Genomic DNA, 19,422 nt, shown 5'->3' on the forward strand with positions numbered 1-19,422 from the left:
TGACGCCCGAGGCCCAGGCGCAGGATGCGGCCTTCATGCAGGCCAAGGTCGCCACGGCGCGCTTCTATGCCGAACACATCCTGGTGAAGGCTGGCGCCACGCGCGACGCCATCGTCGGCGGTGCGGCCAGCGTCACGGCCCTGCCGCTCGAGGCCTTCTGAAGCCGCTGCCGGCCATGCCCGCCTGTCGCCCATCGGACGGCGGGCGCGGCGCCCGGCCCCTATAACTTCGCCCGAACCATCGATCCACACGAGGAGACTTTCCCATGTCCAGACTGCCCGGCGCGCTCGCCCACCTGCCGCTGCCCATCATCGGCTCGCCCCTGTTCATCATCAGCAACCCCAAGCTGGTGATCGCCCAATGCAAGGCCGGCGTGGTCGGCTCGATGCCCGCCCTCAACGCGCGTCCCGCAGCACAGCTGGACGAGTGGCTGGCCGAGATCACCGAGGAGCTGGCGGCCTACAACAAGGCCAACCCCGACAAGCCGGCCGCACCCTTTGCCATCAACCAGATCGTGCACAAGAGCAATGACCGGCTCGAACACGACATGGAGCTGGTGGTGAAGTACAAGGTGCCAATCATCATCACCTCGCTGGGTGCGCGCACCGACGTCAACGACGCGGTGCACAGCTACGGCGGCGTGACGCTGCACGACGTGATCAACAACACCTTCGCCAAGAAGGCCATCGAGAAGGGTGCCGACGGCCTGATCGCCGTCGCGGCCGGAGCGGGCGGCCATGCGGGCGTGAAGAGCCCCTTTGCGCTGATCCAGGAAATCCGCGAGTGGTTCGACGGCCCGGTCGCGCTGTCGGGTTCCATCGCCACCGGCGGTGCCGTGCTGGCCGCGCAGGCCATGGGCGCCGACTTCGCCTACATCGGCAGCGCCTTCATCGCCACCGACGAAGCCCGCGCGAGCGATCCCTACAAGCAGGCCATCGTCGACAGCAACTCGGACGACATCGTCTACTCCAGCCTGTTCACCGGTGTGCATGGCAACTACCTGGCGCCCAGCATCGTGGCGGCGGGCATGGATCCGGCCAACCTGCCCGAGGGCGACGTCAAGACGATGAACTTCGCATCGGGCGAGGGCAGCAAGGCCAAGGCCTGGAAGGACATCTGGGGTTCCGGTCAGGGCATCGGCGCCATCAAGAAGGTGCAGCCCACGGCCGACTTCGTCGCGACGCTGCGGCGCGAGTACGAAGAAGCCCGCCGTCGCCTGGCACTTTGAACCCTGCCGCCGGCGGCCGCGCGCCGCCGCCTCGCTGGCCCCTGATCGACGCACTCAAGGCGCTGGCCTGCCTGCTGATCGTGGCCCATCACTTCAGCCGCTACGGGCCCTTGCCCGTGGCGGCTTGGCCGTTGGCGCCGACGCTGTTCGAGGTCCTGGGGCGCGAGGGCCGGCTGGCGGTCCAGGTCTTCCTGGTGCTGGGGGGCTTCCTGACGGCGGCCAGCCTGGCTCCCGAGGGTGAGTTGCGTGCAGGGCATCCGGGCCTGCGACTTGTCCAGCGCTACGTGCGGCTGGCTTCGCCCTATCTGGCGGCCTTGGTGGCCTGCGTGCTCGTGGAAGCCCTCGTGCGTCCGGCGCTGCCGGGCGACGACGTGCCGGGCCAGCCGTCGTTCGTCCAGATGGTGGCCCATGCGCTGCTGCTGCAGGACCTGCTGAACCAGCCCGCGCTGTCCACCGGCGTGTGGTACGTGGCGGTCGACTTCCAGCTGTACGGCATGGCGCTCCTGCTGTTCTGGGTGGCGGCACTGTGGCGGCGGCAGGGCCGGCTCGATGCCTCGGTGGCCCGGGCGCTGGCGGTGCTCATGGTGACGGGGCTGACGTCCGCCTCGTTGGTGGTCTTCAACCGGCACAGCGCGCTGGACGAGACGGGCATCTATTTCTTCGGCAGCTATGGCCTGGGCATGCTGGCCTTCTGGGCAGGGCGGCTGCGGGGGCCCCGAGCGCGCATCGCCGCTGGGTTGGCGCTGGCTCTGCTGGGCGGCGTCGCCCTGTGGATCGACTGGCGCAGCCGCATCGCGCTGGCGTTGGTCGCCACCTTGCTGCTCATGCTGGCGCAGCCGAGTGGCTGGCTGGCACTGCCGGTGTGGGCGCCGCTGGGGCGGCTGGGGACCTGGGCGTACGCGCTGTTCCTCATCCACTTTCCCGTGTTGCTGCTCGTCAGCGCCTCGGCGCAGACGGGCCTGGCGCCCCTGACGCCGTGGCAGGCCCTCGCCGCCCTGGTTGCGGCCTTCGTGCTCTCGGTGGGCGCGGCCAGCATGCTGCACGAGCGGGTGGAGTTGCGTGCCATGTCGTGGCGCGCGCCGGCCGCCTGGGGGACCGGCCTGCTGCTCAGCGGCCTGGCCGTCGGCCTTTGAGGCTCAGATCAGGTTGCGCATCGCCTGCGCAGCCTCGCGCAGCACGGGGAGCACGCGGGCCACGGCGGTCTCGGTGCTCTCCTGGCCCATGGGCATCGTGATGTTCAGGGCGCCATGCACGTCGCCGCGCCGGTCCCGCAGCGGCACGGCGATGCCGCGCGAATTCAGGTCCAGCTGCTGTTCGGACAGAGCCCAGTCCTGGGCCTTGACGCGGGCCATCTCGCGCCGCAGGTCGGCGGGGTCGGCCAGCGTGAAGGAGGTGAACACCTGCAGCTTGCGTGCAGCCCACCAGGCCGCCGAAGCGGCCTCGGGGAGAAGGGCCAGCATGAGCAGCCCGGCCGCCGTCACCTGCGCGGGCACCCGTGCGCCCAGCACGTAACCGGTGCTCATCTGCCGCTGCGGACCGTTGCGGGCGATGTAGACCACGTCGTCACCGTCCAGCACGCTGAGGTAGGCCGTCTCGTGCGTGCCGACGGCCACGCGCTGCAGGAAGGGCTGTGCAATGCGCGGCAGCCGCGCCGAATCGAGGTACGACTGGCCGAGCCGCAACACGCGCGGCGTGAGCCAGAACAGCTTGCCGTCGCTGGCCACATAGCCCATGTGCTGCAGCGTCAGCAGGTAGCGCCGCGCGGCCGTGCGCGTGAGGCCGGTGCGCTGGCCGGCCTCGCTGGCGGTCATGCGGGGATGGGCGTCGTCGAAGGCCTCGATGATGCCGACGCCGCGCTCCAGGCCGGCGATCCAGTCGCGCCGGTCCAGGCCGGCGGGCGCCTGGCCGTCCTGTGCATCCCCTGCGGGGGAGGACGGAGAATCGGGGCTTTCGTCCTCGTGCGATGGCTCGGAGACGGGGGTGGAGGCAGGGCGGCGGGAGACCACGTACAAACCCTTAAGACGTTCGTTGATCGTTCAGTGCTGGGCGATTATCGAACGCCGCGATCCGCTCCCGACTGACGGCCCCGCACCCTGCTGTCTACAGTCCGGGCCGTTGTTCTTGCGGCCCCGATCCCGATCCGACTGGCGCATCCGACTCCTGGAGTGAACGACCCGATGGCTTCCATCACCGGCAAGACCGACCTCTACCTCATCCCTGGCGATCCCGTCACCAATGTGCGCCTGCCGCGCATGTTCAACGCCGTCTTCGAGCGCTGCGGCATCGACGCCGTGATGGTGCCGGTGCAGGTGCGCGCCCGTGATTTCGCCGTGTGGCTCAAGGCCAGCTTCCTGGGCCACAACGTCCGGGGCATGCTGATCGCACCGCCGCACAAGCCGCTGGCGGTGGACCTGCTCGACGGCTGCGGCCTGTTCGCGCGGGTGGCGGGCTCGGTCAACATCGTGCGCCGCACCAAGAGCGGCGAGCTCGAAGGCGACCTGTTCGATGGCGAAGGCATCGTGGGTGCGCTGGACTGGTTCGGCATTCCTTTCCGCGGGCAGCGGGTGCTGATCCTGGGCGCGGGCGTGAGCGCCGCCGCCATCGGCGTGTCGCTGGCCGAAGGCGGCGGCGACGACGGCGCGCGCCACATCGCCTTCTATGACCCGGCCGCGGGCAAGGCCGCGGGCACCGCAGCCCGCATCGATGCCGCCTTCGACGCCGAGGTGGTCGCGGCGTCCTCGGCCGACCCTTCGGGCTACGACCTCGTCATCAACGCCACCCAGGTAGGCCTGCAAGGCGAAGAAGTCTTGCCCTGCGACGTGGCACGCCTGGCGCCCCACGCGGCCGTGTTCGACATCCTGCTGCGCGGCCAGCCCACACCGCTGGTGCGTGCCGCGCGGGCGCGTGGCCTGCAGGCCCAGCCCGGCTTCGAGATGCTGATCCAGCAGATGGCCCACTACTTCGACTATTTCGACCTGCCGCAGGCCGCGGCCCTCGTGCGCGAGGACGCCGGCTTCCTGCGGCAGATCATCTACCCGGCCGAACTCCAGGCCGAGATCGCCCAGGCGCCACGGGGCCGCCAGGGCTGATCGCTTTTCGCGTTCTTCCGCCCCCCATCACTGCTTCCATGATCTCCGGCAAGACCACCCTCATCGCCCACATCGGCTATCCCACCGAGAGCTTCAAGGCTCCGATGATCTACAACCCCTGGTTCGACAAGAAGGGCATCGACGCGGTGGTGGTGCCGATGGGCGTGAAGCCCGAGGACTACGTGGCCTTCCTGCCGCTGCTGTTCAGGATGAGCAACATCCGCGGTGCGCTGGTGACCATGCCGCACAAGGTCACGACCATGTCGCTGGTGCACGAGACCACGCCCACGGCCCGCATCGCCGGTGCCTGCAACGCCGTGCTGCTGCGCGAGGACGGCACCCTGCTCGGCGACCAGTTCGATGGCGCCGGCTTCGTGCGCGGCGTGGAGCGCAAGGGGCGCAGCTTCCGTGGCGCGCGCGTGCTCGTCTCCGGCGCGGGTGGCGTGGGCTGCGCCATCGCGGCATCCATCGCGGCGGCGGGCGCGGCGCACCTGTCGCTCTTCGACCTGAACACCGCCTCGGTCGAAGGCCTGGCCCAGCGCCTGCGCGCGCACTATCCGAAGTTGACGGTGAGCACCGGCTCCAAGGATCCGGCGGGCTACGACGTGATCGTCAATGCCACGCCGCTGGGCATGAAGGAAAGCGACCCGCTGCCCTTCGACGTGGAGCGTATTGCGCCGACCACCTTCGTGGGCGAGGTGGTGATGAAGACCGAGTACACGCCGCTCCTGAAGGCCGCCATGGCGCGCGGCTGCCAGGTGCAGGTGGGCACGGACATGCTGTTCGAGATGATCCCGGCATATCTGGAGTTCTTCGGCTTCGGCACCGCGACCGCGGACGAATTGCGCGAGAGTGCGACGCTGAAGTACTGAGCGCTCGAGCGTCGCTCGGCCTCCGCCAGGGATGGCGTAGGCACCGGGGCCGCCAAGGGCCCGCATCGATGCCGCTGGCCTGTGAAGGTCGGCGGCTTTTTTTTCGCCGGGCGCAGGGGATGTGTCCGGTCTCCACGCGCGCATTCCTGCCCTCTGACGCTGCGGCAACCTTCCTTCACATTGCCTGAGGCGCTTCGCCACATCGGCGCGTAAAGCCTGGTGGACTACTTCACGAAGTCTCTTCATTACTGGGACCGTAGCGCCGAATCCTTGTGCATCTCGGCTTAAATCGAAGCGAGCGCCCGAAAGCGAGGTGCATGGTTTCGATGGCAGGGAGGATCTCGTGAATACGTCCATGATGGCGGCGCCGCGCATGTTCCGGCGCGAGGTGGCAGCGTGCGCCACGCACAACCCTACAGCGCTCCGCTGAGCATTGCGCGATGGCCGTCTCCCGCAAGGCGCTCTTTGGCAGGCTGAACACGACGCTGTTCCGCGCCATCGAATCCGGCGCAGCCTTTGCCAGGCTGCGCGGCAACCCCTACGTCGAACTCACGCACTGGCTGCATCAGCTCTGGCAGGCTGGTGACAGCGACCTGCACCGCATCGTCCGCCACTTCGATCTCCGGCCCGAAGACATCGAGGCGGGCCTGGCGGCGTCGCTGGCCGAGTTGCCCGCTGGTGCCAGCTCGCTCTCCGACATCTCCCGCCATGTCAGCGATGCGGTGGAGTGGGCCTGGGTGATCTCCAGCATCGAGTACGGCGGCCAGTGCGTGCGAGGTGCCTGGCTGCTGCTGGCGCTCCTGCAATCGGCCGACCGGCGTGCGCCACTGCTGCGCATCGTCCCGGCCTTCGCCCGCATCGATGTCGACCGGCTGTCGCAGGCCTGGGCCCGGGTCGTCGAGGGCTCGCCCGAAGGGCGTGAAGGGCCGCACGACGGCGCGAGCGCAGTCGCTGGCAGTGCCGCCACAGCACCCGGTCTGGGTGCTGGCCCCCTCGCCAGAAACGATGCCTCGGGCCTGGAGCGCTACTGCACCGACCTCACGGCAAAGGCCAGGGCCGGGCAGGTCGATCCGGTGGTCGGACGTCAGCTGGAGGTTCGCGGGCTCATCGACATCCTGCTGCGTCGCCGGCAGAACAATCCCTTGCTCACCGGCGAAGCGGGCGTGGGCAAGACCGCCGTCGTCGAAGGCCTCGCCTTGGCCATCGCTGTCGGCGAGGTGCCGCCTGCACTTCGCGAGCATCGGCTGCTGAGCGTCGATGTCGGGGCCATGCTTGCGGGCGCGGGTGTCCGGGGCGAGTTCGAGAGCCGGCTCAAAGGACTGCTCGAAGATGCCACCAGGGCCGTGCCGCCGGTCATCCTCTTTATCGATGAAGTCCACACGTTGGTCGGTGCGGGTGGGCAGGCGGGCACGGGCGACGCCGCCAACCTGCTCAAGCCGGCACTGGCCAGAGGCGTATTGCGCAGCATCGGCGCGACCACCTGGGCGGAATACAAGCGGCACATCGAGAAGGATCCGGCACTCACGCGGCGCTTCCAGGTGCTGCAGATCGCCGAGCCCGAGGAGGCCGCCGCCATCGACATGGTCCGCGGCCTCGCGGATGCCTTTGCCCGCCACCACGGCGTGGTGATCCTGGACGAAGCCATCCGTGCGGCAGTCACCCTGTCGCGCCGCTATCTGCCGGCCCGCCAGTTGCCCGACAAGGCGATCAGCCTGCTGGACACGGCCTGCGCACGGGTGGGTCTGTCCATGCACGCACCGCCTGCCGGCGTGGAGCGGCTGCGCCACCGGGTGGCGTCGCTCGAGGTCGAGGAGGACCTGCTGCAGAAGCAGATCCGGCTCGGGCTCGGCGGCGGTTCCGTCGAGGCGTCCCTGCAGGCAGTCCGGGCCACGCTCTCGCAGGCCCGCGACGAACTGGCCGGGCAGCTCCAGGGCTGGGAAGCGCAGGTGGCGCTGGTGCAGCGCATCAGTGCCTTGCGGCAGGGCCTTCTGCGCGATGGCGTCGACGCAGCGGATGGCGCGGGATCACCGGTCACGGCCGAGCTCGCGGCGTTGGACGAACAAGTCCGCGAGCGGCCAGGTCTGGCGCTGGCCCAGGTCGACGAGTCCGTCGTGGCCCAGGTGCTCGCGGACTGGACGGGCATTCCCGTCGGGCGCATGGTCAGCGACGACGCGAAGGCGGTCTTCCAGCTCAAGGCGCTGCTTGCTGCAAGGGTCATCGGCCAGGACCCGGCGCTGCAGACCATCGCCGACCGGGTGCAGGCCGCCAAGGCACGGCTCACCGACCCCGACAAGCCGGTGGGCGTGTTCCTGCTCGTGGGACCCTCCGGCGTGGGCAAGACCGAGACGGCACTCGCGTTGGCGGACGCCATGTACGGTGGCGCACAGAACATGGTCACCATCAACATGAGCGAGTTCCAGGAGGCGCACACCGTGTCCTCGCTCAAGGGAGCGCCGCCCGGCTATGTGGGCTATGGCGAAGGCGGCGTACTCACCGAGGCGGTCCGCCGCCGTCCCTACAGCGTGGTGCTGCTCGATGAGATCGAGAAGGCCCACCCGGACGTGCACGAGCTCTTCTTCCAGGTGTTCGACAAGGGCTGGATGGAGGACGGCGAGGGTCGTCGCATCGACTTCAGGAACTGCATCATCCTGCTGACCAGCAATGTCGGCGCGGAGGCGCTGATGGACGCCGCCGACGTGGCGTCCGGCGCCGGGGACACGCCATTGAGCGCCGAGGTCGCGATGCCGGCCCTGAGACGTGTGTTTCCAGCCGCCTTCCTGGGGCGTGTGACCGTCGTCCCCTACCGGCCCCTGCAAGCGCGCGACCTGTCGACCATCGTCGACCTTCAACTGGGCCGGGTGGCCCGGCGTCTCCAGGAACAGCACGGCATCCGAATGCAGCCGAGCGCGAGGTTGGCCGCTTATCTGCGCGAGGTGGGCGGCAACTATGAAGCGGGTGTCCGCCGCCTGATCACCGTCATCGAGCAGGAACTGCTGCCCGAACTCGCTCGCTGCTGGCTCACTGCCCTGGAGCAGGGCCGGCCGCTGGTGGCGATCGACGCCGACATATCCACGTCCGAGCCGCGCGATCCTCGCGCCGCCACGCCGCAGACCCGCATCTACTGCGCACCGAGCGCCCAGGAGGTGTTGGCGTGAACGTGCGTGTGGCCTGTCCCCCCTGGAGCCGCACTGCCGGCGCACCCAGGCCCGGACCGCAAAGCCTCTCGTCGGAGCGCGTGCTCCGTTCCTGAGTCGTCAGCCTTCTTCATCAACCAGCAGGGAGCCTATGAGCAACAGCAGTCAGAAGTTCATTGCGCGCAATCGCGCGCCGCGTGTGCAGATCGAGTACGACGTCGAGATCTACGGGTCGGAAAAGAAGATCGAGCTGCCCTTCGTCATGGGGGTGCTGGCCGATCTGTCGGGCAAGCCCGCGCAGCCGCTTCCGCCCGTGGGCGAGCGCAAGTTCCTGGATGTGGACATCGACAACTTCGACGAGCGCATGAAGGCGATCCAGCCGCGCGTTGCCTTCGCCGTGCCGAACACGCTCACGGGCGAGGGCCAGCTGATGGTCGACATCACGTTCGAAAGCATCGAGGACTTCTCGCCCGCAGCCGTCGCGCGCAAGGTCGAGCCGCTGCGGCAGCTGCTGGAGGCCCGGACGCAGCTGTCCAACCTGCAGAGCTACATGGACGGGAAGGCCGGCGCCGAAAGCCTGATCAACCAGCTGATGCAGGACCCGGCATTGCTGAAGGCCTTGAGCGCGGCACCCAAGCAGATCGATGCCGAGCCGGCCACGACGGACCGCTGAAGGGCGGCACCTCCACCATCCAGGAAAGACAAGCTCATGAGTACCGACACCATCGAGTCCGCAGAGGCCAGTGTGCTGCTGGCCGACCCCGGTGAATTCGCCGCCCTGCTGGACCGCGAATTCAAGCCCAAGACCGACGAGGCGCGCAGTGCGGTCGAGGCGGCCGTCCGCACCCTGGCCGAGCAGGCGCTGATCAACGCGGTCACGATCTCCGACGACGCCTACGGCAGCATCGAGGCCGTGATCGCCGAGATCGACCGCAAGCTGTCCGAACAGATCAACCTGGTCCTGCACAAGGATGAGTTCCAGAAGCTCGAGTCGGCCTGGCGCGGCATCCATCACCTCGTGTCCAACACCGAGACGGACGAGAAGCTGAAGATCCGCTTCCTCGACATCTCCAAGGACGACGTGCGGCGCACGCTGCGTCGCCACAAGGGCGTGGCCTGGGACCAGAGTCCCATCTTCAAGCGCGTGTACGAGGAGGAATATGGCCAGCTCGGTGGCGAGCCCTACGGCTGCCTGGTGGCCGACTACTACTTCGACCACACGCCGCCGGACGTCGAACTGCTGAACGCGATGGCGAAGGTGTCGGCCGCGGCGCACACACCCTTCATCGCGGGCGCGGCGCCGTCCCTGCTGGGCATGGAGTCGTGGCAGGAACTGGCCAACCCGCGGGACCTGGCGAAGATCACCTCCAACCTCGAACACGCGCCGTGGAACTCGCTGCGCGACACCGAGGACTCGCGCTACGTGGGCCTGGCCATGCCGCGCTTCCTGGCCCGCCTGCCCTATGGGGCCAAGACCAACCCCGTCGACGAGTTCGATTTCGAGGAAGAGACCGACGGCGCGGACCACAGGAACTACGTCTGGAGCAACGCGGCCTACGCCATGGCGGTCAACGTCAACCGCAGCTTCAAGCTCTATGGCTGGTGCACGATGATCCGCGGGGTCGAGTCGGGCGGGACGGTCGAGAACCTGCCCTGCCATACCTTTCCCACCGACGACGGCGGCTTCGACATGAAGTGCCCGACGGAGATCGCCATCTCCGATCGCCGCGAAGCCGAGCTGGCCAAGGCTGGCCTGATCCCTCTGGTGCACCGCAAGAACACCGATCACGCGGCCTTCATCGGCGCGCAGTCGCTGCAACGGCCACAGGAGTACTACGACGCCGACGCCACGGCCAATGCCAATCTGTCGGCGCGGCTTCCCTACCTGTTTGCGACCACCCGGTTTGCGCACTACCTCAAGTGCATCGTCCGCGACAAGATCGGCACGTTCAAGGAGCGCGACGACATGCAGCGCTGGCTGAATGGCTGGATCATGAATTACGTGGATGCGGATCCGTCCAACTCCTCCCAGGAGACGAAGGCCCGCCGTCCGCTGGCTGCCGCCGAGGTGGTGGTGGACGAGATCGAGGGCAATCCCGGTTACTACAACGCCAAGTTCTTCCTGCGCCCGCACTTCCAGCTCGAAGGCCTGACCGTGTCGCTGCGGTTGGTCGCCAAGTTGCCGTCGCTGCGCGAGGCGGCCTGAGTCACGCTGTCACACCTCCGTTCATTGACCAAAACAAGGGCGTTCCGCCCGGGGAGTAAACCATGTCTCAAGATATCTTTCTGAAGATCAACGGCATCGAAGGCGAGGCGCTCGACGCCGACCACAAGAACGAGATCGAAGTGCTCAGCTTCGACTGGAAGGTGTTCCAGGAGTCCACCATGCACTCGGGCTCTGGTGGTGGTGCCGGAAAGGCCACGGTGGAGGACCTCGAGTTCATCCATTTCGTCGACCGGTCGAGTCCCAATCTGATGAAGTACTGCCTGACCGGCAAGCATGTGCCGGAGGCCAAGCTGGTGGTGCGCAAGGCGGGCGGCAGCCCCCTCGAATATCTCAAGTTCACCTTCACCGACGTCATCATCACCAGCGTGCAGCCGCACGGCTCCAATGACGACGAGCTGCGGGTCCGCGAACGGGTGCGGCTGTCCTTCACCAAGGTGAAGCAGGAGTACGCCGTGCAGAACGCCCAGGGTGGCAGCGGCGGCGCGGTGACCGCCGGCTACGACATCAAGGCCAACAAGGAGATGTGACCCGCGCGGGGCACCCGGGTCGGCAACGGCTCGGGGATGCCCGTGCGTGGCTCCGCCAAGTGCCGGAGGGGCCGTCTGGTCCTTCCGCTGTCGTGGTTTCGCCTTGCAGATCGAACATGGGTATTCACTTGCTCGCCATCCGCGTGCGCGCAGCGCTCTCGCTGCCGGTCAGAACACGCCTGTCCTGCGTCCGATCGGCGCTGATCAGCGGGGTCGCAGGCATGGTGGGGGTGCTGGCCCCATGCAGCCCCGCCCAGGCCCAGTTTGCCTATCCGCGCGAGCAGACGCGGCTGGAGATCAGGGTCTCGGCGGCCGAGGACGTCAACCCCGATGAAAAAGGCCGTGCCGCGCCCATCATGGTCCGCCTCTACGAACTCAAGGGGGACGCGGTCTTCCTGGCCGCGGACTACTTTTCGCTGCAGAACAGCGACAAGGCCATGCTCGCCGACGACCTGCTCGTGCGGGACGAACTGGTCCTGAAGCCGGGGGAGACCCGCGTCCTGCGGCGACGCTCCCATCCGGACGTGAATGCCATCGGCGTGGTCGCGGGCTACAAGGACCTGGTGAATTCGGACTGGCGGGCGGTCCAGAAGATCGAGCCCGCGCCCGAGGCGGCCTGGTACCGGGCCGTGCTGCCTTCCAACAAGGCCAGCCTCGACATCCGTATCGGATCACGTGGCGTGCGTGTGTTGCAACGTGAATGAGCGCGCCGAAGACATGTCAGGGATGAGCAGATGAGTTGGTACAACAAGGTGGCATGGAGCGAAGGGCTGTTCCTGCGCCCCCAGCTTTTCCAGCAGCAGGAGCGTTACCTCGAGTACGTGGCGCACCGTCGCGCCGCGACCCTGAACGCCTTCTTCTGGGGCTTCAGCCGCTACACCATCGACCCGGAATCGCTGGCGCTCGGCAAGGTGGTGCTGGCGGCAGCGGCGGGCGTCTTTGCGGACGGCACTCCCTTCGAGGCACCTGCCCAGGCGCCCCTGCCGCCACCGCTCACCATCCGTCCAGAGCATCTGGAGCAGGTCATCCATCTGGGGGTGCCCATCCGCACGCCCAACGGCGAGGAGACCACCTTTGAGGACTCCGCGGACGCGGCAGGCTCGCTGGCGCGCTTCTCCGTCTTCGAGACCGAACTGCGCGATGCCAACTCCTTCGGCCAGGGGCCGAAGTCCGTGCAGCTGTCGCATCTGCGCCTGCGGCTGCTGCCGGAGCGCGAACTGACCGAGGGGTGGATCGGCCTTCCACTCGCGCGGGTCACGCTGATCCGCTCCGACGGCAGCATCGTCCTGGACGAGAACCTGATCCCGCCCGTCACCGGCTATGGCGCGAGCGCGTTGCTGTCGGACTGGATCACCCATCTGCATGGCCTGTGCCGGCTGCGCGCGCAGTCGCTGGCGGCGCGGCTGACGGCCAGCGACGGCAAGTCGTCCGAAGCGGCCGAGGTGTCCGATTTCCTGCTGCTCCAGATCCTGAACCGCTATGAGCCGCTGCTGGAGCACTGGACGCGGGTGCGGGAGACCTCGCCAGAACAGGTCTATGCCGCGCTGAAGATGATGAGCGGCGAGCTGTCGACGTACATCCGGACGGGCTCGCGACGCCCGGCGCCACATCCGGCCTACCAGCATCTGGATCCCTACCTGTCGCTGCGTAACCTGGTGCTGGACATCCAGGCCCAGTTGAACGACGTCCTCGTGCGCAGTGCCCAGAGCATCCGGCTGGAGGAGCGGCCGCATGGGGTCCGCGTGGCCAGCGTCGATCCCACCCAACTGCAGGACTTCACGGCCCTGGTGTTCGCCGTGTCGGCGCAGATGCCTGCCGACCAGCTGATGGCGCAGTTCGCCGCCCGCTGCAAGGTGGGACCGAGCGATCGGCTGACGGAGTTGCTGCGCTCGCATCTGCCGGGTATCGCACTGCAGTCGCTGCCGGTGGCGCCGCGGCAGATTCCGTTCAACGCGGGCTTCGTCTATTTCCAGCTCGACAGCCGGGGGCCACTCTGGGAGCACCTGCTCAAGTTCGGCGGGCTTGCCCTTCACCTCGCGGGCGACTTTCCGGGCCTGAGGCTCGAACTGTGGGGAGTGCGGGAGCGGTGAGCCTTGCCTTCCTGCCCTGTCCCGTCTCTGCGCCCGGGGGCCCCGTCGGCCTGGGTGGTGGAGTCCGCGCATGACCACCCCCATCACGGCCATGGCCAAGGAGTACGCGGTGCTGTCCGCGGGCGGTGGCGGGATCACCGTCGTCGGCGCCGACATGACCGCGGGCTCGTTCATGGGGGTGGCGTGGACCGGTGTGAGCTTCGTCGACTGCGTGTTTGGCGGCCGTGGCAACGTCGCCTTGTCGGCCATGAGTGATTGCAGCTTCATGACCTGCCGCTTCCTCGGCGCAGACCACGACTTTGGCGTGATGCAGGGAGTCCGGTTCCGCCAATGCGCCAGCCAGGGCCGCACCATCGTCTGTGGGCGCGATGGCAGCACGGCGGTCGTGTTCGAGCAATGCAGTTTTGCCGGAGGCGGCTCGGCGCCGCAGGATTTCCGCGGCATCGGCTGCACCGGCGAAGTCACCTTCCGCAACTGCACCGGGTCTGGCGAGGTGCTGGTGGCAGGAACGGCCCTCACGATGGAAGGCTGCCGCTTCTCCGACATGAGCTTCGCGATCGGGCGGCGTGCCGAGCGTGGCACCCCGTTGGCGGCCCGCGTGCTGATCGACGGATGCCTGGGCACGGGCCTCTGGCGGATGGTGGACTGTCGTATGCAGACCAGCCACATCCAGAACAGCCGGTTCGACCGCATCGTCAACGACGGGTCCGAATGCGAGTCCTGAACGCCGGCTCCCTGGCCGCGAGCCACCGCCCCTTTCCCTTCTCCTCTACAGCCCTGTATGCGTGACGGCGAAATCACAGACCACGAGAGTCCCGAGGCATTGCCCAACGACATGCCCGTCGGCGTCGCCGAAGGCGATCCAAGCGCGGCCCACCTCCGCGTCGCGCCCGGCCCTGCGGCAGCGGAGCGGCTCGCTTGCGTCAAGGCGGCCACGAATCCGCTGCTGGAAGCCGCGCAGCCCCTGTTGCGTGCCCTGGCAGACATGGACACCGCCCTGGACCCCACGGCTGTGGGCGTGCTGCGCGACCTCCTGGAGCGGGAGGTCGCTGTCTTCCAGTCGCTGTGCAACGACGCGCAGATCCGCCACGAGCATGCCGTCGCCGCAAGCTATGCGCTGTGCACGGCCCTCGACGAAGCCGCCAGCAGTACGCAATGGGGTGGTGCCGAAGCCGGGTCTGCGGGCGTGTGGGCTGCCCGGCCGCTGGCGGCGCAATTCCATGGCGACATCCGTGGTGGCGACAAGTTCTTCCTGCTGATCGGCCGGCTGGCCGCGAGCCCGCAGGACCACATCGACCTGCTGGAATTGATGTACCTGGTGCTGGGCCTGGGCTTCGAAGGTCGGTTCAGCACGGCATCGAACGGGCGCCGGCAACTGGAGACCATCCGCCACCGCCTTCAAGGCCAGATCACGGCGGTCCGTGGCGAGGTGCCACAGGCGCTGTCGGCACAGTGGCGGGGCGGTGCGCCGGGCAGGCTCGGCCTGTTGCGCAGCGTGCCGGTCTGGCTCACCGCCGCTGCGGCCTGCGCCGCCGCGCTGGGTCTTTTCGCCTGGTATCGCTATCAGCTGGACCAGTCCACGCTCGCCGTCGAGAAGAAGATCCGGGCCATTGCCTCCGGGGTGGCCGTCGGGGAAGCCGCCCCGCCGGCGCCGCAGGCCTCGCTGCGGCTGCGGGATCTGCTGGCGGGCGAGATTGCCAAGGGGCTCGTCAGCGTGAGGGAGGACCAGCAGCACAGCGCCGTGAGCTTCAGCGGAGACGCCATGTTCATGCCGGGACGCGCGACCCTGGATGCGGCGATCCTGCCCGTGCTGAACAAGGTGGCTGACGAGATCGCACGCGTCCCGGGCAGGGTGCAGGTCACCGGACACACGGACAGCGTGCCCATCCGCAGCCAGGAGTTCGCGAGCAACCAGGCACTCAGCGAGCGTCGGGCCGAAGCCGTGGCCGCCCTGCTGCGGCAGCGAGGCGTCCGGGGCGACCGGATCACCGTGCAGGGCAGGGGCGACACGCTGCCGCTCGCCGACAACCTCACGCCCGCGGGTCGGGCCAAGAACCGCCGGGTCGACATCGTGGTGGACGAGGCGTCGGCCCAGGGCGCGCCCGCGGCGGCCGTGCCTGCGCAGGCGAATGCGGGCGGTGGGCGCGTCCCTGGCGCCGACAAGGCCGCCGCGCCGCGCGCGTCTTCCACTGCCGCAGGCATGCCCTGAGCGCCCCACGGAAGGTCACCGATGCAAGCCCTCACCCAATTCCTGAAGTTCCTGTTCTCGCGGCAGATGCTGGCCTTCGTCACCGTGGTGGCGCTGGCCTGCGCCATCTGGTTCGTGGGCCCGCTGCTGTCGTTCGATGGTGCGCGGCCGCTCGCTTCCGCCGCTGCGCGCGTGACCGTCATCGTGATGCTGCTGGTGCTGCTCGGCCTGTGGCTGGTCGCATGGCCGCTGAGCCTTGTCGGCATCCCGGCCCTGTGCCTGGCAATCTGGCACCTTGGCCCTCTGCTCGCGGTGGGCCAGGTCGCGCCCCTCGCTTCGATGCAGGTGCGCGTCGTGATCGTGGCCATCATCCTGCTGGCCTACCTGCTCTATGGCGTCTACCGGCTCTGGCAGGCCATGCGCACGGACACGGAGTTCCTGCGCAAGGTGCTGGACTTCGGAAGCGGCGCCCGACGCGAGGCGGCCGCCGCGGAGGAGCTGAAGACGGTGTCGGAGATCGTCGCAAGAGCCCTGCGGCAGTTGCGGGCCCTGCGTCTGCGCCGCGGATTCCTTCGCCGGATCTTCGAGGGGCGGCGGTATCTCTACGAACTGCCCTGGTACATGATCGTGGGCAGCGCTGGCGCGGGGAAGACCACCGTTTTGCTGAACTCCGGGCTCCAGTTCCCGGTCTCGCGGCAGATGGGCAATGCGTCCCGGGTCTCCGTGCTCGAGTCGGGCGCCGGCACCCTGAACTGCCAGTGGTGGTTTGCCAACGAGGCGGTGCTCATCGACACCGCCGGCCGCTACACGACCCAGGACAGCGACAAGGGCAAGGACGCCGAGGAATGGGCAGGCTTCCTGGCATTGCTGCGCAAGCACCGGCCGCGCGCTCCGATCAACGGGGCCATCGTCGCCCTCAGCGTCGCGGAGTTGCGCACGTTCACGCCGGACCAACGCGTGGACCATGCCGCCCTGATCCGTGATCGCCTGCTGGAATTGCGCAGGACGCTGGGCATCCGCTTTCCGGTCTACGTCCTGGTGACCAAGGCCGATCTGCTGCAGGGTTTCGAAGAGTATTTCCTCTCGCTCACCTCGGAGGGGCGTGCCCAGCCATGGGGCTTCACCTTCCCTGTCGGGGCCGACAAGGTCGAGGCCGCGCGGGTGTCGGGGGGCAGCCGTCAGTCCGCGATGCGGCTGGCACTGGACGAGCAACTGGACCGTCTGCATGAGCGCCTGTCCGCCGGCTTGCGAGGTCGTCTGATCGAGGAATTCGACACCGGCCATCGCCGGCGTCTGTTCGCGCTGCCGCAGGAGTTCGATGCACTGCGCGAGCCGCTCGTGCAGGTGCTGGAGGAGGTCTTCCTGGATTCCCGCTTCGACGACACGCAATCCCACGCCATGCTGCGTGGCGTGTACTTCACCAGCGGTGCGCAGGCCAGGACGCCACTGCCACCCCCTGCCGATACGGTGTTCGGCCGGCTCAGGCGGGCGCTGGCCGGCGCCGGGCGGCGTACGTCCGTCGATGCCGGAATGGAAGCCGCCACGGGCCACCGGGGCTTCTTCCTGCACGACGTCTTCGCGCGGATCATCATCCCGGAGGCTCATCTCGTCCGCCCCAACCTGCGGTGGGAGCTGCGCTTCCGGCTGTTGCAACTGCTGGGGCATGCGCTGGTGCTGATCGTTCTGGCCTGGCTCGGAACCAGCATGGCGCTGAGCTTCCGGAACAACGGCCAGTACCTGAGCACCATGGCGCAGCGGGTGCAGGCCCTGGCCGCCCAGGGCCTGAGCGCGGGGCGGACGGTGGACCCGGCCCAGGTGCCGGCGGTGCTGGACGCCGCCCACGCGCTGCCTGCCTATGCGGGACTGGATCTCGACCATCCGCCACTCTCCTTCCAATTCGGCCTCTACAGCGCACCGCCGATCGTGGCGGCGGCGCGGCAGCTCTACGCGGGCCTCCAGGACGACCTGCTGCTTCCCGTGGTGATCGCCCGCATGGAGGATGAACTCTCCCGCAGCGTCCGGGAGCGGGACGCCCGCTCCGCCTACGCCACGCTGCGTGCCTACAAGCTCCTGCATGATCCGGAGCGTTATATGCAGGGCGGCGCGCGGGATGTCCGCGAGTGGGTCATGAAGGACTGGGAGCGGCGCGACAGCGATGCCCTCTTCGGCGGGCGTGCCGCGATGGTGGGGCACGTGGACCGGCTGTTCTCCGGCGACCGGCTCGTGCAGTCCGGTGCCGTTCCGAAGGAGGTTCTCATCCGCGACGTCCAGGCCTTCCTCGACGGCAACACGTCGACCCAGCGGGTGTACGAGCGTGCGAAGTCGGCCATGGCCATCGAGGCGCCCCAGGAGTTCAGCCTGATCCGCGCGGTGGGGCCGCAGGTCGGCACCGTCTTCTCGCGTGCCGACGGGCAACCGCTCGACCGGGGCGTGCCGGGCCTGTTCACCTACGCGGGCTACCACACCGTGTTCAACAAGCGCCTGGGGGCGTTCGTGGATCGGGCACTGCAGGAGGATGCCTGGGTCATGGGCCGCGCCGACGCGGCTGCCACGGCGAAGGCAATGGGCACCGAGGCTGAGCGCATCAGGCAGAACGCGGCGCTCATCGAGGATGTACGCCGGCAATACCTCAGCGAGTACGCCGAGCGCTGGACGGCTTTCCTCGACTCCATCCGCGTGGTGGGTGCCGGCGAAGGCGGCACCAGCCTCGGCTTCGACCTGGCCGTGCTGCGGCAGCTGTCGTCCCCGGACTCCCCGCTGGCCCGCCTGGCCCGCGCGGCGGCGCGCGAGACGACCCTGTCCCGCGCGCTCGACGCCGAGCGGCAGCAGGACAAGAGCCTGCTGGACCGGGCCACCGAGCAGCTCGACCTCAAGACGCGCGAGCTGGGCCGCAACCTGGGCATCCGTCCCGAGGAGCGCATGGAGCGCGAATGGGTCGACGACCGGTTCGCCGCCCTGCGGGAGGTGGTCACCGGCCAGGCCGACGCGTCGGCCGGCGTCGCGCCGGCAGGTGCGGGCCGGCAGGGGCTGGACAGCGTGCTGGGCCTCATCAACGAGTTCTACACGGTCCTGGTGGTCGCAGACACCGCCATCACGGCCGGCAGCCTGCCCCCGACCAGCAACGACGTCGGCGCACGCATGAGACTGGAGGCCGGCAAGCTGCCGGCCCCCTTTCGCGAGGTGCTGAGCGCCCTGGCGCAGAGCGGTGCCGACAAGGTGAACCAGGGGGCCACCGAGATCCTCAGGAAGCAGGCGCAGCAGCAGTTCGACCGGATCATGGGCCTGATGGCGATGCAGGTGACCGAGCCCTGCCGCCGCGGGATCGAGGGACGCTATCCCTTCCTGGCATCCGGGCAGGATGCCTCCATCGAGGACGTGACGGCCGTCTTCGCTGCGGGCGGCGCCGCGGACGCCTTCTTCACCAAGTACCTGGCCGCCTTCGTCGACACGGGCGTGCGCCCCTGGCGATACAAGCCGCCGTCGACCGGCAATGCACTCGTCGGGGCCGAGAACGTGGCCAATGGCGTGGCGCCCGCGCCGGCCTCCACGGGCCCGACGCTGGTCGGCGAACTGCTCAAGCTGCTGGAGCAGGGCGGGCCCCGGCTCGACACCTTCTACCGGGCCCAGCAGATCCGCGACCTCTACTTCCGCGAGGGCGACGGCCGGCGGCTGGCCTGGAAGGTCGACGTGCGGGTCGCCGAACTCGAGCCGAGCATCACGGCGCTGATGCTGGACATTGATGGCCAGGGCCAGCGCTACGTACATGGCCCGGTCGAGGCGTTGCCGGTGAAATGGCCGGGGCCGCGCGGGGGCGCCTCGGCGGAGATCACGGCCCAGCCGAGGATCTCCGCCGCGGGCTCGACCCTGATGGCCCAGGGGCCGTGGGCGTTGCTGCGGCTGATGCAGAAGGGCCGGATCGTCAACACCGCCACACCCGGCAGGGTGGCCGTGGAGTTCGTGCTCGATGGTCGCAAGGCGGTGCTCGATCTCGGCACCGGCAGCCAGCCGAATCCGCTCAACAGCGATCTGTTCAGCGGGTTCCACTGCCCCGGAGCGATGGGCTGAGC

15 protein-coding genes are annotated in these 19,422 nt (G+C 68.7%); 14 read left to right on the plus strand and 1 reads right to left on the minus strand.

The features are described from left to right. From L0984_RS29305 to L0984_RS29315, 3 genes are all read left to right on the plus strand, one after another. Positions 1–161 (plus strand): acyl-CoA dehydrogenase C-terminal domain-containing protein (locus L0984_RS29305; protein WP_234192735.1); only part of this gene is annotated, 161 nt, incomplete at its 5' end. A 104-nt stretch (positions 162–265) separates the two neighbouring features. Continuing rightward, positions 266–1,228, plus strand: coding sequence for an NAD(P)H-dependent flavin oxidoreductase (locus tag L0984_RS29310; protein ID WP_234197936.1), 963 nt, complete (start codon positions 266–268; stop codon positions 1,226–1,228). Continuing rightward, positions 1,225–2,361: an acyltransferase family protein gene (locus tag L0984_RS29315; RefSeq protein ID WP_234197937.1), complete on the plus strand. Its 1,137-nt coding sequence runs from the start codon at positions 1,225–1,227 to the stop codon at positions 2,359–2,361. The genes L0984_RS29310 and L0984_RS29315 overlap by 4 nt, the downstream gene beginning before the upstream one ends. A 3-nt stretch (positions 2,362–2,364) precedes the next feature. On the opposite strand, the gene L0984_RS29320 is transcribed toward L0984_RS29315, so the two are convergent. Further along, positions 2,365–3,117, minus strand: coding sequence for an IclR family transcriptional regulator domain-containing protein (locus L0984_RS29320; protein WP_234197997.1), 753 nt, complete (start codon positions 3,115–3,117; stop codon positions 2,365–2,367). A 288-nt stretch (positions 3,118–3,405) separates the two neighbouring features. Here L0984_RS29320 and L0984_RS29325 point away from each other — a divergent pair, with 288 nt between their 5' ends. From L0984_RS29325 to tssM, 11 genes are all read left to right on the plus strand, one after another. Continuing rightward, positions 3,406–4,317, plus strand: coding sequence for a shikimate dehydrogenase family protein (locus tag L0984_RS29325; RefSeq protein WP_234197938.1), 912 nt, complete (start codon positions 3,406–3,408; stop codon positions 4,315–4,317). Between the two features lie 38 nt (positions 4,318–4,355). Next, positions 4,356–5,189, plus strand: coding sequence for a shikimate dehydrogenase family protein (locus L0984_RS29330; protein ID WP_234197939.1), 834 nt, complete (start codon positions 4,356–4,358; stop codon positions 5,187–5,189). 440 nt (positions 5,190–5,629) lie between these two features. Further along, complete coding sequence (tssH, locus tag L0984_RS29335) at positions 5,630–8,344, plus strand: type VI secretion system ATPase TssH (RefSeq protein ID WP_234197940.1); 2,715 nt, start codon at positions 5,630–5,632, stop codon at positions 8,342–8,344. Positions 8,345–8,474: 130 nt separating this feature from the next. Further along, positions 8,475–8,996, plus strand: coding sequence for a type VI secretion system contractile sheath small subunit (tssB, locus tag L0984_RS29340; protein ID WP_234197941.1), 522 nt, complete (start codon positions 8,475–8,477; stop codon positions 8,994–8,996). Positions 8,997–9,032: 36 nt separating this feature from the next. After that, positions 9,033–10,529 carry a type VI secretion system contractile sheath large subunit gene (gene tssC, locus L0984_RS29345; RefSeq protein ID WP_234197942.1) on the plus strand — a complete coding sequence of 499 codons (1,497 nt, stop codon included), beginning with the start codon at positions 9,033–9,035 and terminating at the stop codon, positions 10,527–10,529. Positions 10,530–10,591: 62 nt separating this feature from the next. Then, complete coding sequence (locus tag L0984_RS29350; protein ID WP_234197943.1) at positions 10,592–11,077, plus strand: Hcp family type VI secretion system effector; 486 nt, start codon at positions 10,592–10,594, stop codon at positions 11,075–11,077. 116 nt (positions 11,078–11,193) lie between these two features. Then, positions 11,194–11,781, plus strand: coding sequence for a type VI secretion system lipoprotein TssJ (gene tssJ / locus L0984_RS29355; protein ID WP_234197944.1), 588 nt, complete (start codon positions 11,194–11,196; stop codon positions 11,779–11,781). Between the two features lie 30 nt (positions 11,782–11,811). After that, positions 11,812–13,167 (plus strand): type VI secretion system baseplate subunit TssK, encoded by a 1,356-nt coding sequence (tssK, locus tag L0984_RS29360; RefSeq protein WP_234197945.1) that lies wholly within the window; start codon positions 11,812–11,814, stop codon positions 13,165–13,167. Between the two features lie 70 nt (positions 13,168–13,237). Continuing rightward, on the plus strand, positions 13,238–13,891 hold the full coding sequence (locus L0984_RS29365; protein WP_234197946.1) for a hypothetical protein: 654 nt from the start codon (positions 13,238–13,240) through the stop codon (positions 13,889–13,891). A gap of 57 nt (positions 13,892–13,948) precedes the next feature. Continuing rightward, the gene (gene tssL / locus L0984_RS29370; RefSeq protein WP_370646230.1) at positions 13,949–15,376 is read left to right on the plus strand and encodes a type VI secretion system protein TssL, long form; all 1,428 of its coding nucleotides are present in this window, start codon (positions 13,949–13,951) and stop codon (positions 15,374–15,376) included. Between the two features lie 21 nt (positions 15,377–15,397). Then, a complete protein-coding gene (tssM, locus tag L0984_RS29375; RefSeq protein WP_234197948.1) occupies positions 15,398–19,420 on the plus strand; it encodes a type VI secretion system membrane subunit TssM in 4,023 nt (1,340 codons plus the stop codon). The last annotated feature ends 2 nt before the right edge of the window (positions 19,421–19,422 follow it).

The sequence above is a fragment of the Pseudacidovorax sp. NFM-22 genome (genome assembly GCF_021401245.1).
Taxonomy (GTDB): Bacteria; Pseudomonadota; Gammaproteobacteria; order Burkholderiales; family Burkholderiaceae_C; genus Xenophilus.